Here is a 13,901-nt window from a genome sequence, read left to right on the forward strand (position 1 = left end):
CTCCCCAGCATGGCAACGGCGGCGGGCCACGTACCATGTCGGCATGTCCTTCCTCCGCCGCCGCAGCGCCGCCACGCCCACCGGGCCGGACTTCGATGTCCTGGCCATGGATCCGGGGGACTGGCCCGGCGATCTCGGCGCGGGGCTGCTGCCCGCACCGGACGGCACCTGCCAGGGCGTCTTCCTCCGCTACGACCTCTTCGGCGGGCGCGGCCCGGCGATGATCATCGGGAATCTGCCCGAGGGCTCCCCGGCCCGTGAGGTGGCCGAGGGACAGGCTCCGTTCGAGGTGACCCAGCTGCTGGCCGCCCTCGGCAACGAGGAGCAGGTGCAGGTCGTGGACACCGAGGACACCCCGGTCATGCACGACGACAACCTCCTCATCGTGCGCCGGATCAAGCTGTCCGAAGGCCGGATCTCCTGCGCCCAGTTCGACCGCAGCGACGGTGTCCTCGTCACCATCGCCAGCTGGGACCGGCCGATCACGGACGATCTGTACCGGCTGCTCAAGCCGCTGCCCGCGGAGATGTTCCAGCAGGGCTGAGGGGGAGGCGCCCCGATGGGCCGCTGGACGCTCTGGTACGACACTCCCGCGGCGGACTGGGAGCGCGAGGCGCTGCCCATTGGCAACGGCACGCTCGGCGCCATGGTCTTCGGCGGCACCGACCGGGAGCGGATCCAGTTCAACGAGAAGTCGTTATGGACCGGCGGCCCGGACTGGACCGGCGGCCCAGGCAGCGGCGGCCCGGGATCCCCGCCGTACGACTCAGGCAACTGGCGTGAGCCCCGCCCCGGCGCCCTCGCCGCCGTCCAGCGGCTGATCGACGAGCACGGCGCGGCCGCCCCCGAGGACGTGACGGCCCGGCTCGGACAGCCCCGCTCCCGCTACGGCGCCTACCAGCCCTTCGGCGACCTGTGGCTGGACATCCCCGGCGTGCCCGGGACCCTGGACAGCTATCGGCGCCGCCTGGAGATCAGCCAGGGCGTGGCCCTCGTGGAGTACACCGCCCGCGGCGGGCGGCACCAGCGCGAGTTCTTCGCCTCGTACCCCGATCGGGTGATCGTCGGACGGTTGAGCGCCGCCCCGTGGGACGTCGGCTTCACCCTGCGCCACACCTCACCCCGCCCCGGCGACCACCACGTCACCGCCCACGACGGGCGGTTGACGATCCGCGGCGCGCTGGCGGACAACGGGCTGCGGTTCGAGGCCCAGGTGCGGGTGAAGTGCGACGGCGGCACCGTCACGTCCGGGGCGGACGGCACGCTCACCGTCACCGGCGCCCGCAGCGCCTGGTTCGTCCTCGCCGCCGGGACCGACTACGCCGACATCCACCCCCACTACCGCGGCGAGGACCCCCACCAGGCCGTCACCGAGGCCGTCGACGCCGCCGCGGACCACGGCTATCCCACCCTGCTGAGCCGTCATGCCCGCGACCACCGCGCCCTGTTCGACCGTACGGTGCTGGACCTCGGTGGCCAGCCCCCGCCCGGCCTGCCCACCGACCGGCAACTCGCCGCGTACACCGGCGGGGACGGCCCGGCCGAACGGGCCCTGGAGGAGCTGTTCTTCGCGTACGGCCGCTACCTCCTCATCGCCTCCTCACGCCCCGGCGCCCCGCTCCCCGCCAACCTCCAGGGCGTCTGGAACGACAGCGTCCAGCCCGCCTGGTCGGCCGACTACCACACCAACATCAACCTCCAGATGACCTACTGGCCCGCGCACGCCCTCCACCTCGCGGAGACCGCCGAGCCACTGCACCGCTTCATCACCGCCCTGCGCGCCCCCGGCCGGATCACGGCCCGCGAGATGTTCGGCGCCCGTGGCTGGGTCGTGCACAACGAGACCAATCCGTACGGCTTCACCGGCGTCCACGACTGGCCCACCGCCTTCTGGTTCCCCGAGGCGGCCGCCTGGCTGGTCCACCACCTCTACGAGCACTACCGCTTCACCCTCGACACCGGCTTCCTGCGGGAGACCGCGTACCCGGCGATGCGCGAGGCCGCCGCGTTCTGGCTGGACACGCTGCGCCCGGATCCCCGGGACGGCACGCTCGTCGTCTCGCCCGGCTACTCGCCCGAGCACGGCGACTTCACCGCGGGCCCCGCCATGTCCCAGCAGATCGTCCACGACCTGCTCACCGCCACCCTGGAGGCCGCCCGCACCCTCGGCGACGACCCCGCCTTCCAGACCGCACTGCGGCGCGCCCTGGACGCCCTCGACCCGGGGCTGCACATCGGATCCTGGGGCCAGCTCCAGGAGTGGAAGGCCGACCGGGACGACCCCGCCGACACCCACCGCCACGCCTCCCACCTCTTCGCCCTGCACCCCGGACGGCAGATCGCCCCGGACAGCCGCTGGGCCGGGGCCGCCGCCGTCTCCCTGGACGCGCGCGGCGACGGCGGCACCGGCTGGAGCAGGGCGTGGAAGGTCAACTTCTGGGCCCGGCTGCGCGACGGCGACCGCGCCCACCGGCTGCTCGCCGGACAGCTGACGGATTCCACCCTCCCCAACCTGTGGGACACCCACCCGCCGTTCCAGATCGACGGCAACTTCGGCGCCGCCGCCGGGATCGCCCAGATGCTGCTGCAGAGCCACCGCGCGGTGCTGGACGTCCTGCCCGCCCTGCCGCGCCGCTGGCCGGACGGCTCGGTGCGCGGGCTGCGCGCCCACGGCGACCTCACGGTCGACGTCACCTGGCGCGAGGGGCGTGCCCATACCCTCACTGTGGCGGCGGGACAGGACGGGCCGGTGCGGATACGCAGCGACCTGTTCGCGCGCCCGTACACCGCCCATGACGACGCCACGGGCCACGAGACGCCCGTACGCGACGACACCGGCTCCGGGGACGTCCGTACGGTCACGCTCGCGGCCCGCGGCGGCCACACCTACCGCTTCACGGCGCGCGGCTGACTCACCGACCCGAGCGCCGCACCCGCACATCGGCGGCCCGGACGAACGCCACCCGGTGCCCGAACTGGATCTGGTAGTAGATGTCCTGACCGCGCACCACGATGTGCCCGTCCGCATCGAAGGTGGTCGCCCACAGATACTCACCCTGGGTCTTCAGCCCCAGCGCGTACCGCTGCCCGGCGAGCAGCTTGTACGGCAGTGGTGAGACCGCCTGCACCGGCACGCCCTCCGGGTACGCCTCCTTCTCCGGGTAGGCGCGCCCGTACACCGGGACCTCCGCCAGGCCCGGCTTCGGGGTGACGACGAGCCCCTTGGCGTACACGGCCGTGGGCCGCCGCCGCGGGTTGCGGAACCACGCCTGCTGGCCGAGGTACCAGATCGCCGTCCAGTCGCCCTGCCGCCCCGCGACCGCGTATCTCTGGCCGGTGGTGGCGCGGGCGCCGGTGTCATTGACGCCGGTGGTCGAGTCGGCGCCGTCCGGCCGCAGCCCGATGTCCTTGACCAGCGGGGCGTCGCCGCTCGGCGCGGTGTGCAGCCGCACCGCGGACGAGCCGTGCGGGGCGCACACCTGACCGGCCTGCTCGCAGCCCGTGTACACCGGCTCGTTCGTCTCGTAGTCCGGGCGGATGGTGACCAGCCCCCCGGAGGCGCCCGCGGTGCGGTGGAAGGGCGCGCCGAGGAGGCTGAAGTAGTGCGCCCAGTCCCAGTACGGGCCCGGGTCGGTGTGCATGCCCTTGATGGTGGCGGCGGTCGTGCCGGGCACATTGTCGTGGCCCAGGATGTGCTGACGGTCCAGCGGGATGCCGTACCGCCGCGCCAGCCACTTCACCAGCCGGGCCGACGAGCGGTACATCGCCTCCGTGTACCAGGCGTCGGGCGCGGTCAGGAAGCCCTCGTGCTCCAAGCCGATGGACTTGGCGTTGACGTACCAGTTGCCCGCGTGCCAGGCGACGTCCTTGAGCGGCACGTGCTGGGCGATATGGCCGTCGGAGGAGCGCAGCGTGTACTGCCAGGAGACGTACGTCGGGTCCTGGACCAGCTTGATGGTGGTGTCCCAGGAGCCCTCGGTGTCATGGATGACGATGTAGTCGATCATTTGGGAGAGCGGACGGTTCCCCAGGTCGTGGTTGCCGTAGTCGTTGTCCCCGAACTGCTCGTAGGGGGCCGGGATCCACTCGCACGACACATTGCTCGGCGCCTCGACGTGCGGATCCCGCTTGGGGTCCGGGAGCCCGAGCGACCGCAGCTGCCGCCGGTCCGGGGCGACCTCGGGGGCGGCGTCGAGCGTGACCCGCTCGCCGTCGCCCGTGGTGCGCGCCGCGCCGCCGCGGATCACGTCGTACACGTCGTCGGCGAACACGGCGGCGGCCGGGGCGCTGTCGGCGCCGCAGTAGGCCGCCACCGCCGCGTACCAGTCGGCCGGGTCCTCGCTCGGCGGCAGCCCCAGCCGCTTCTGTGTGGCGGCCAGCAGCGCGGCGCCGCCGCGCACATTGGCCGCCGCGTCGCCGCGCAGCGCCCCGGCGGAGAGGCCCGTCAGCTCCGCGGCCCGGTCCAGCGTGCGCAGCCGCGCGGGCAGCTGCCGCGGCTCGGACACCGAGGCCTCCGGCACCCGCAGGGGCCGCGCCTGGTCGCCGCGGGCATCCTCGGTGCCCTGGCTGTGGTGCGGGGCCGTGGAGAGGGCGGTGAAGGCGTCGGTGAGGTGCATGGGGCCGTAGCCGCCGGTGACGCTGGGGGCGCCGCGGTGGGCGTCCCAGCGGGACTGCAGATACGACACGCCCAGCAGCACACTCAGCGGCACCCGGTGCTCCTTCGCCGCCGCCGCGAAGGCCCGTTGGAGCGACCCGGCCGCGCCCGGCGACGGCTGGTCGCCCGCTCGCGGCTGATCGGCCCGGGCGGCCGGGGCCCCGGCGACGACCGGGAGAAGAAGGGCGGCGGACGCGGCGGCGCCCGCGGTCCGCAGCGCCGTACGGCGGTTGGGGACCGGTCTGTCCGCGTCCCTGTCCGCGCCTCTGTCCGTGCCGTGGGTGCTGTCCTGTGCGGATCCTGGCATTGCAGCCTCCTCGAGGTGGGCTGAGCCGAACCGTAGCCGTGCCTCACCTCCACCGGAGGCACGGCACGGCCTACAGCTATCCGCTGCCAGGCGATCCGTCAATCACCGTCGCACGAAGTAGGCTTCGCGCGCACTGGGCGGCCGCTGGCCGCTGGGCCGTCCCTCACCGCGTCCCCACCGCGGCCCGTACGGCGCGCCGGGCCAGCCCGCAGTCGTCATGCAGCCGCCGCAGCAGCAGCCGCTGCTCCTCACCGGCGGCCATCACCCCCGGCACCACCGGCGCCGGATCGTGCATGGTGCGCTGCACGGCGGTCTCGTACCGGCGGATCTCCCGGGTGAGGACGAGCATCAGGTTCACCAGGAACGCGTCCCGCGCCGCCGGCCCCGCCGACTGCGCGAGCTGGCTGATCTGACGCCGGGCCACCGGGGCGTCGCCCAGCACCGCCCAGAGCGTCGCCAGGTCGTAGCCGGGCAGATACCAGCCCGCGTGGTCCCAGTCGATGAGGACCGCGCCCGAGGGGGACAGCAGCACATTGTTCAACAGGGCGTCGCCGTGGCAGAACTGGGCCGGGAGCTGCCGCCCCGCCGCCTGCGAGACGCCCCGCAGCAGCTTGCGCACATCGCCCATGTCCCGGTCGGTCAGCAGCCCCAGCTCGTGGTAGCGGGACAGCCGGGCCGCGTAGTCCACCGGGGCGTCGAAGAGGTCACCCGGCGGCCGCCACTGGTTGATCCGGCAGAGCGCGCCGAGCGCGGCCCGCACATCGGCGCGCGGCGGCGCCTCGGTGGGATGGCGCTGCGCGGCCACGATCCGCCCGGGCATCCGCTCGATGACCAGCGCGCAGTTGTCGGGGTCGGCGGCGATCAGGCGCGGCACCCGGACGGGCGGACGCTGCCGTACGAACGTGCGGTACATCGCTATCTCGCGACGGAACCGCTCGGCCCACGCTGGAGAGTGGTCCAGCAGACACTTGGCGACCGCCGTGGTGCGGCCCGTGGAACCGAGCAGGAGGACGGACCGCCCGCTGCGCCGGAGCACCTGGACGGGGTTGAACTCCGGGCAGATGCGATGGACCGAGGCGATGGCGGTGCGCAGCTGGGCACCCTGGGGGCCGGACACATCGAGTCTTCCGCTGGGCGGCACCGAACCGAGGGCGGGGGTCCGCCGCGGGCGGCCGCCGGGAGCGGGATCGAGGTACGGCCCATTGCCGGGCAGCTGCCGCCGGTACGGCCGAGGCGGGGCGGACACGGAGGACGACGCTGCGTACATGGGCGAGACAGATCCCTTCGTGTGCCGACGATGTACATACGCTCCCGGCCCCGGTGACGGGGCCGCACCCTGGGGAATGCGGCTGGCATTTTCCAACCGGCGTCTTCCGAATGGCATTTTCCAGCTGGAAATTGCCAACCATCTCCGGGCCGGGTAGCGCACTCCTACATCACACCCGCGCGCGGGTGGCACACCATCTGGCGGACCCTGGCGAACCCTGGCGAATAGTCGCACCGCTCGTGACGGGCCCGTTACTGTCAAGTCAGCCAAGGATCCTGGGGGCTTGACGTGACGAGGGAACCCAACACCCGTCTTGCGGACCTTTTCGGCCTCGCCGGCTGGTCCAAGGGAGAGCTGGCGAGGCTCGTGAACCGGCGTGCGGCGGCCATGGGCCACCCGCAGCTGGCGACCGACACCTCGCGGGTGCGGCGTTGGATCGACACCGGCGAGACGCCGCGCGATCCCGTGCCCAAGGTGCTGGCAGTCCTGTTCACCGAGCGCCTCGGTCGAGTCGTGACCATCGAGGACCTCGGGTTCGGACGAGGTGGGCGCGCGGGAAAGGGGCAGTCCGCCGACGGGCTGCTCTGGCCGCCCGAGTCCACGGCCGCGGTCCTCACCGAATTCACGGGAATGGACCTTATGTTCAACCGACGCGGCTTGGTGGGTGCGGGCGCCGCGCTCGCCGCAGGATCCGCCATCACCGGTGCCATGAGCGAATGGCTGCTCTCCGACCCCACCCTCGCCACCGACGCGCCCCGTTCCGACAACCCCCTCTCCGCCGAGCCCGCGGGCTTCGACCGCTATGAGGCCGCCCCCGTGGGCTCCCAGGAGATCGACGCGCTGGAGACGTCGGTCGAGGTCTTCCGCGCCTGGGACGCGGCCCGCGGCGGCGGGCTGCAGCGCAAGGCCGTGGTGGGCCAGCTCAACGAGGTGGGCGGGATGCTCGCCTATCGCCACCCCGAGGCGCTGCAGCGCAGATTGTGGGGCGTCGCGGCGAACCTGGCCGTGCTGGCGGGCTGGATGTCCCATGACGTGGGCCTGGAGCCCACCGCCCAGAAGTACTTCGTCATCGCCGCGCACGCGGCCCGGGAGGGCGGCGACCGGCCCCGGGCCAGCGAGGCGCTGTCCCGCGCCGCCCGTCAGATGGTGCACATCGGCCGCCCGGACGACGCCCTCGATCTGATGCGGCTGGCCTCGTCAGGAGCGGGCGACGAGGCACTGCCCCGCACCCGCTCCATGTTCCGCACCATCGAGGCCTGGGCGCACGCCTCGAAGGGGCACGGCCAGGCGGTGCGGCGCACCCTGGGGGAAGCGGAGGAGCTGTTCGTCTCCGACGAGGACCGGGGGACCGCGCCGAGCTGGATGCAGCTGTTCAACGAGGCCGACCTGCACGGGATGCAAGGGCTGGTCTACCGCACCCTGGCCGAGCACGACCCCGCTGTCGCGGCCCTCTCGCAGCGGCACGCCATGGAGGCGCTGCGGATGCGGGAGGGCGGCCGTCAGCGGTCGCAGATCTTCGACCACATCTCCATCGCCTCGGCCTGCTTCATCGGCGGTCACCCGGAGCAGGGGACCGCCTCCGCCCGCCAGGCGCTGGCCACGATCGAGCAGAACTCCTCGCACCGCACCTGGGACCGGCTGCGGGAGATGTACCGGCTCACCGCGCCGTACGCGTCGTCCCCCCTGGTGCGGGAGCTGCGGGCGGAGCTGCAGCAGGCCATGCCGAAGGGGATGGGCCACCAGAAGGGATCCGGAGGAGGGTCGAAGGGGGCGGGCGGGGCGGCGAAGAGCACGGTGGTCTAGCGGCCGCCCGTCATATCAGCTCAACCGACTCAACCGATCATCGCGAGCAGTACGCAGGCGTCGCCCTCACGCCGCTCGTCGTCGAACTCCTCGGCCACCACCCGCACGCACTCCTGCGTGCCACGGGCGGCGGCGAACCGTGGCGCGAGCGCGAGCAGCCGCTCGGCCGTCACCGTGGGGTCCTCGGCGAGCCCGCCGGCGTGCAGCAGGAGTAGATCGCCCGGCTCCAGCCGCTCCTCGGCCTGGGTGTACGTGGCGCCCGCCGTGCCGCCGAGCAACACTCCGGCCGGGGGCCGCAGGGCGCGTCCCGCCCCGTCGCGGAACAGCAGCGGGGCGGGGTGCCCGGCCTGCGACCACACCAGGGTGCGGGTGGCCGGGTCGTACCGTCCGCAGACGGCGCTGCCCAGGGCGGGCTGCGAGGAGGCGTCGAGCAGCTGGTTGAGCCGACCCATCAGCGGGCCCGGCTCTATCCCGGCCACCGCCATGCCGCGCACCGCGCCCAGCACCATCGCCATGCCGGAGGTCGCGGCGACGCCGTGGCCGGTGAGGTCGCCGACGCTGAGCAGGGTGCCGCCGTCGGGCAGTTCGAGCGCGTCGTACCAGTCGCCGCCGATCAGGGCGCTGTTCGCGGAGGGGAAGTAGTGGGCGGCGACGTCGAGGGAGGTGCCCGTGGGCCGCCCGCCGTGCGCGAGGGGCGTGGAGCCGCGCCATGGCGGCAGGACGGCCTCGTGCAGCTCGACCGCGAGTCGGCGCTCGGTGCGGGCGATGTGCCGCTGGCGCTGGAGCGTGTCCCGGGACTCGCGCACCGCCCGCTCGCTGCGGCGCAGCTCGCTCACATCGCGGAGCACGGCCCACATGGAGGCGGTGCTGCCGTCGGTGTCCAACACGGGCTCGCCCGCCATGTGCACCGTACGGACGGCCTCGTCCGCGCGGACGACGCGGAACTCGCCGTCGATCGGCTTGCCGTCCACCAGGCAGTCCGTGACCATCGCGGTCAGCACCGGCTGATCGTCGGCGACGACCCAGGAGGGCAGCTCGTCCAGGGACAGCCCGCCCTCCTCGGGGCCGCGGCCGAAGATCTGGCACAGCTCGTCGGACCAGGTCACCTCGTCGGTGAGGAGGTTCCACTCGGCGCTGCCGACGCGGTGGAGCAGCGAGCCGGGCCCGGTGGGCTCGGGCCCCCGCTGTCGCGGCGCCGTCGCTCCGTCCCCTTCCGCGGTCTCCTTCGCTTCCCCGGGCTGCTCGGACGGCAGCCCCTCGCGCAGCTGGTCCAGATGCTGGCCGAGGTCGTCCAGATGGTGGACGGCGAGATCGCACAGGGCGCGCTGCCAGCGCAGCTGGGGTTCGTGTGCCGTACCGCTCAGGTCCGCCGTGGTGTCGCGCCGCACGGCGGCGATGCCGCCGCGGAGCCGCCGGGTCTGCGTGATGAGCGCGTCGACCGTGCCGCGCCGGGGCGACGGGGCGGCGGGGTGGTCCGCGGAGCGGGGGGGCGGCATGTGTTCTCCGATACGGGCCGGTACGGCGCGGCGCGGCCGGGTCTGAAGGGGTCAGGGGTGTCTTGGGCCGGTAACGACTTTTGCACAGGCTGCGACGTCGCGTAAGTCGTTTGGCAATACCCGATCCGGTGGTGCTTCTGGCATATGCCCATGGCTTTCCTGGGGCAAGTCGGACACGGCTCGGTGGAGGGTGCGATTCCGGGTAGGCTGCGGCGCTCGGGATTCCCTCAGTTCAGGTGTTCATCCGGCATATGGCGCCAGGACACCGGCAAGAATGCCGATCGACGGAAATCCCGTTGCCAGCGAACCCCCCGCACCGGATGCTGACCTCATGTTCGATCCAGACATAGCGCCCAGCGGTACCCTGCTCGGCCTCCTCCAGCGAGGCCGCGGCGACGGTACTCTGCATGCCCTCGCCGCGCCGCGGGCCGAGGCGCTCGCGGCACTGCACCACTGCGTGCTGCACGACCCCCGCCGGGACTGGCAGGTCGAGAACCGCTCCCTCTATTACGCCCGGCTCTGCCTGGACCTCGACGCGGACCTCGACGAAATCGAACAGCACCTGTTCCACCCCGACGACCTGGTGAACACCGACGAGGAGCGCACCGGGCTCGCCCTCGCCGTTCTCGGCCACCTCGCCGCGTACGACCGGCTCGACGCGCTGCGGCTGCTGCGCCGGTACGCCGCCGCGGGCAGCAACTGGGAATGGGCCCTGGACGAGCTGGCCCTGCGCGACGACGACGCCGGGCTGCGCGCCCTCGCCCCCGCCGTGCTCGGCCGCTTCCCCGAGACCCCCGACGGCGACGCCGAGCTGGCCGCCGCCGCGCGCGGCGCCTACGAGCCGCGCCCCTGGCGGCTGTGGGCCGACGACCCGGCGCACGGGCCGCGCGTGCGCGCCGTGCAGGAGCAGGGCGCGTTCGACCGCTGGCAGCGCCAGCTGCGCCCCTCCGGGCCGCGGCCCGGCTGGAGCGTCCGCGACGTGCTGGCCTGGGCCCAGCAGGAACACGACCTGCGGCCCGGTGCCCGGCGCCCCGACGCCGCCGCCCGCTGCCTCGCCGCCGTCGCCGGTCCGGAGGACCGGCCCGAGCTGCTGGCCGCCGCCGCGTCGGCCCCGGACGCGGCCCGCGCGACCGCCCTGCGGCACCTCGCGGACATCGGCGACCCCGAGGTGCTGGACCTGATCGAGATCGCGGTGACCGAGCCGGACGCCTCGGAGCCGGTCTCCCGGGCCGCCCTGGGCGCGTTCGAACGCATGCTCAGCATCGCCGCCCTGGACCGCGCCCGGATCTGGGCCCACCGCCCCGACGCGCTCGGCGGCGCGGCCGCCGCGATGCTCGCCGCCCGCGGCGGGCAGTACGACGCGGGCCTCGTCCTCGCCGCCCTCCGCCGTACGGTGCGGGCCGAGGGGCCGCACTCGCAGGCCCTGTGGACGCTCGTGGACGGCGCCGGGCGCCTCGCGATCACCTGTGCCGCCCCCGTGCTGCGCCACATCTACCGCGAGACCGCCTCCTCCCACCTCCGCGGCCGCGCCGCCCGCGCCCTGGCCGCCACCGATCCCTCGTTCGCGGCGGGCTTCGCGGTCGAATGTCTCTGGGACTGCGAGGAGACCACCCGCGAAATCGCCGCCCGCCACGCCGCCACCGGTGACGTCCGCGTGGTGGAACGACTCCGCAGACTGGCCGCCGACCCGGCAGAGGAGGCCGAGGTCCAAACCGCGGTCCGCAGCCGCATCGGCCCGGACGCCGCCGGAGTCTGACCCCTCCCCACCCCGCCGCCGAGGGGGTCACCTGCAGTGGCGGAGTCGGCGGGGTGGGTCACCGGTATCGGGGCGGGGACCGATGTGTTTACGCCATGTGGTCGTCCGTAAACCCCGGGATTGGCGCCGGGTTTCGGGGGGTTCGCCCGGCACTCGCCCGGCTTCGGCGGGCGCGGGGGCCAACGCTCACGGGACGTTTCACGGCACGCAAGGTGCACGATGCCGGGGCCACCCTTCGTACGCCGACAACACCGGTATGCGAGTCGCCATCGTGACCGAATCCTTCCCGCCCGACATCAACGGCGTCGCTCATTGCACGCTGCAGACCGCCCAGCATCTTCACCGGCGCGGTCACCAACCCCTCGTCATCGCCCCCGCGGGTCCGCACGACGGACCGGCCGACGGGGCCGGGGAGAGCGACGGGGCGCATCCGTTTCCCGTTGTCCGGATCCCGTCCCTGCCCCTGCCCGGTTATCCGCAGGTGCGCGTCGCGCTGCCCAGCCGTCGGCTCGCCGCCGCGATCACCTCGCACCGCAGCGATCTCGTCCACCTGGCCAGCCCCTTCGTGCTCGGCGCGCGCGGGATGACGGCCGCGCTGCGGCTGCGGATCCCCGCCGTCGCCGTCTACCAGACCGACCTGGGCGGTTACGCCCGTACGTACCTCGGTGCGGGCGAGAACGCGGCCTGGCGCCGGATACGGGCCGTGCACACCGCCGCCGACCGCACCCTCGCCCCGTCCACCGCCGCCGCCCGCGACCTCGACGAGCACGGGGTGCCGCGGATCGCGCTGTGGCCGCGCGGGGTCGACACCGAGCGCTTCCACCCCTCGCGCCGCGACCCGGAGCTGCGCCGCTCCCTGGCCCCCGGTGGCGAGCTGATCGTCGGCTACGTCGGCCGCCTGGCACCCGAGAAGAACGTCGAGCTGCTGGCCCCGCTGTGCGCGCTGCCCGGCGTCCGGGTGGTCGTGGTCGGCGACGGGCCGAGCGAGCCCGCGCTGCGCGCCGCCATGCCCGGCGCCCACTTCCTCGGCCGCCGGACCGGCACCGAGCTGGCCCGCGTCTTCGCCTCGCTGGACGTCTTCGCGCACACCGGCCCGCAGGAGACCTTCTGCCAGACCGTGCAGGAGGCGCAGGCCAGCGGCGTGCCGGTGGTCGCGCCCGCCGCGGGCGGCCCGCTCGACCTCGTCGACCACGGCCGTACCGGCCTGCTGGTGCCGCCCGGCGACGCGGACGAGGTGCGCGACGCCGTATCACTCCTCGAAGCCCACCCCCGGATGCGCGCCGCGCTCGGGCAGGCGGGCCGGGAGGCGGTCGAGGGCCGCACTTGGGAGGCGATCGTCGACAAGTTGATCGACCACTACGCCGAGGTACTGATGGCCCGTACGGCGGTGGCGGCATGAGCGACGCGCCGTCCCTCCGGATCGTCCGGCTCGCCAACTTCGTCACCCCCTCCTCCGGCGGCCTGCGCACCGCGCTGCGCGAGCTGGGCGCGGGCTACGAGGCGGCCGGGCACGAGTCCGTCCTGATCGTGCCGGGGGAGCGCGACGCGGACGAGCACACCCGCCAGGGCCGGGTGATCACCCTGCCCGGGCCCGCCGTGCCCGGCACCGGCGGCTACCGGGTGCTGACCGACCGGCGGCGGCTGGCCCGCCTGCTGGACGGGCTCGCGCCCGACCGGCTGGAGGTCTCCGACCGCACCACCCTGCGCTGGACGGGGGAGTGGGCGCGGCGTGCCCGCGTGCCCGCCGTGATGGTCTCCCACGAGAGTGCCGACGCCGTGCTGCGCACCTGGGGCGTGCCCGAGTCGGCCGCCCGGGGCGCGGCCGACCGGCTGAACCGGCGCACCGCGCGGGCGTACGCGCGGGTCGTGTGCACCACGGAGTGGGCGGAGCGCGAGTTCGTGCGGATCGGCGCGCGCAACGTCGTACGCGCCCCTCTGGGCGTCGACCTCGGCCACTTCCACCCGTCCCACTACGACGGCGCCCTGCGCGAGCACCACCGGGACGGCGCCTCGGTCCTGCTCGCCATGTGCTCCCGCCTGTCGCCCGAGAAGCGGCCGGGACGTGCGCTGGACGCCCTCGCCGAGCTGCGGCGCCGCGGCCTCCCGGCGGCGCTCGTCGTCGCGGGCGACGGCCCGATGCGCGCCCGGCTGGAGGCCCGCGCCTGCGCGGAAGGGCTTCCGGCGACCTTCCTCGGCCACGTCGGCGACCGGTCCCGGCTGGCCGCGCTCCAGGCGAGCGCGGACGTCGTCCTCGCCCCGGGCCCGGCGGAGACCTTCGGTCTTGCCGCCCTGGAGGCGCTGGCGTGCGGGTCGCCCGTGGTCGTCAGCGCCCTGTCCGCGCTCCCCGCCATCGTCGGCCCGGCGGGCGCGACGGCGCCCGACGACGGGGCGGCGTTCGCGGACGCCGTCACCGAGGTCCTGGCCCGTCCCGAGCCCGTACGCCGCGCCACGGCCCGGGCCCGCGCCGAGCGCTTCGGCTGGCCCGCGGCGGTCGACGCCTTCCTGGCCGCCCACGACGCGCCCGCCGCCGCCCGGCCCGACGGCCGGACCCCGGCCCGCACGGCGGTCGGCGATGCGCGGTGACCACACCGCGCGCTCACCCGGCCCGCCGCCCTCAC

Annotated in this window: 9 protein-coding genes; 6 read left to right on the forward strand and 3 right to left on the reverse strand. The window is 74.4% G+C overall.

Features of this window, described 5'->3' with window-relative positions; all coding sequences use genetic code 11:
- The first annotated feature begins 43 nt into the window (after positions 1 to 43).
- Together ACZ6CL_RS15140 and ACZ6CL_RS15145 are read left to right on the forward strand one after the other, a co-directional pair.
- Positions 44 to 544, forward strand: a complete 501-nt coding sequence (locus ACZ6CL_RS15140) for a hypothetical protein (protein WP_009713271.1) — start codon at positions 44 to 46, stop codon at positions 542 to 544.
- 15 nt (positions 545 to 559) lie between these two features.
- Positions 560 to 2,911: a glycoside hydrolase family 95 protein gene (locus tag ACZ6CL_RS15145; RefSeq protein ID WP_468935966.1), complete on the forward strand. Its 2,352-nt coding sequence runs from the start codon at positions 560 to 562 to the stop codon at positions 2,909 to 2,911.
- 1 nt (position 2,912) lies between these two features.
- Here ACZ6CL_RS15145 and ACZ6CL_RS15150 read toward each other — a convergent pair whose 3' ends face one another.
- Entirely contained in the window at positions 2,913 to 4,961 is a 2,049-nt protein-coding gene (locus ACZ6CL_RS15150) for an N-acetylmuramoyl-L-alanine amidase (RefSeq protein WP_468935969.1), read from the reverse strand.
- 163 nt (positions 4,962 to 5,124) lie between these two features.
- Positions 5,125 to 6,228, reverse strand: a complete 1,104-nt coding sequence (locus ACZ6CL_RS15155; RefSeq protein ID WP_468935972.1) for an aminoglycoside phosphotransferase family protein — start codon at positions 6,226 to 6,228, stop codon at positions 5,125 to 5,127.
- 288 nt (positions 6,229 to 6,516) lie between these two features.
- On the opposite strand from ACZ6CL_RS15155, the gene ACZ6CL_RS15160 reads away from it, so the two are divergent.
- On the forward strand, positions 6,517 to 8,031 hold the full coding sequence (locus tag ACZ6CL_RS15160) for a DNA-binding protein NsdB (RefSeq protein WP_468935974.1): 1,515 nt from the start codon (positions 6,517 to 6,519) through the stop codon (positions 8,029 to 8,031).
- A 29-nt stretch (positions 8,032 to 8,060) separates the two neighbouring features.
- Here ACZ6CL_RS15160 and ACZ6CL_RS15165 read toward each other — a convergent pair whose 3' ends face one another.
- Positions 8,061 to 9,527 (reverse strand): PP2C family protein-serine/threonine phosphatase, encoded by a 1,467-nt coding sequence (locus ACZ6CL_RS15165; RefSeq protein WP_468935977.1) that lies wholly within the window; start codon positions 9,525 to 9,527, stop codon positions 8,061 to 8,063.
- 331 nt (positions 9,528 to 9,858) lie between these two features.
- Between ACZ6CL_RS15165 and ACZ6CL_RS15170 the strand changes: the two genes are divergently transcribed.
- From ACZ6CL_RS15170 to ACZ6CL_RS15180, 3 genes are all read left to right on the forward strand, one after another.
- The gene (locus ACZ6CL_RS15170; RefSeq protein ID WP_468935980.1) at positions 9,859 to 11,283 is read left to right on the forward strand and encodes a HEAT repeat domain-containing protein; all 1,425 of its coding nucleotides are present in this window, start codon (positions 9,859 to 9,861) and stop codon (positions 11,281 to 11,283) included.
- 256 nt (positions 11,284 to 11,539) lie between these two features.
- Positions 11,540 to 12,682 carry a glycosyltransferase family 4 protein gene (locus ACZ6CL_RS15175; protein ID WP_468935983.1) on the forward strand — a complete coding sequence of 381 codons (1,143 nt, stop codon included), beginning with the start codon at positions 11,540 to 11,542 and terminating at the stop codon, positions 12,680 to 12,682.
- Complete coding sequence (locus ACZ6CL_RS15180; protein WP_468935986.1) at positions 12,679 to 13,866, forward strand: glycosyltransferase; 1,188 nt, start codon at positions 12,679 to 12,681, stop codon at positions 13,864 to 13,866. Before ACZ6CL_RS15175 ends, ACZ6CL_RS15180 begins: the two co-directional genes overlap by 4 nt.
- Positions 13,867 to 13,901: the final 35 nt, after the last annotated feature.

This window comes from Streptomyces sp. NPDC041200, from assembly GCF_055591805.1.

Bases quoted from the DNA above. Each gene is read 5' to 3' on its own strand.
- ACZ6CL_RS15140 (WP_009713271.1), top strand. From the start codon at position 44: ATGTCCTTCCTCCGCCGCCGCAGCGCCGCCACGCCCACCGGGCCGGAC.
- ACZ6CL_RS15145 (WP_468935966.1), top strand. From the start codon at position 560: ATGGGCCGCTGGACGCTCTGGTACGACACTCCCGCGGCGGACTGGGAG.
- ACZ6CL_RS15150 (WP_468935969.1), bottom strand. From the start codon at position 4,961: ATGCCAGGATCCGCACAGGACAGCACCCACGGCACGGACAGAGGCGCG.
- ACZ6CL_RS15155 (WP_468935972.1), bottom strand. From the start codon at position 6,228: ATGTACGCAGCGTCGTCCTCCGTGTCCGCCCCGCCTCGGCCGTACCGG.
- ACZ6CL_RS15165 (WP_468935977.1), bottom strand. From the start codon at position 9,527: ATGCCGCCCCCCCGCTCCGCGGACCACCCCGCCGCCCCGTCGCCCCGG.
- ACZ6CL_RS15170 (WP_468935980.1), top strand. From the start codon at position 9,859: ATGTTCGATCCAGACATAGCGCCCAGCGGTACCCTGCTCGGCCTCCTC.
- ACZ6CL_RS15175 (WP_468935983.1), top strand. From the start codon at position 11,540: ATGCGAGTCGCCATCGTGACCGAATCCTTCCCGCCCGACATCAACGGC.
- ACZ6CL_RS15180 (WP_468935986.1), top strand. From the start codon at position 12,679: ATGAGCGACGCGCCGTCCCTCCGGATCGTCCGGCTCGCCAACTTCGTC.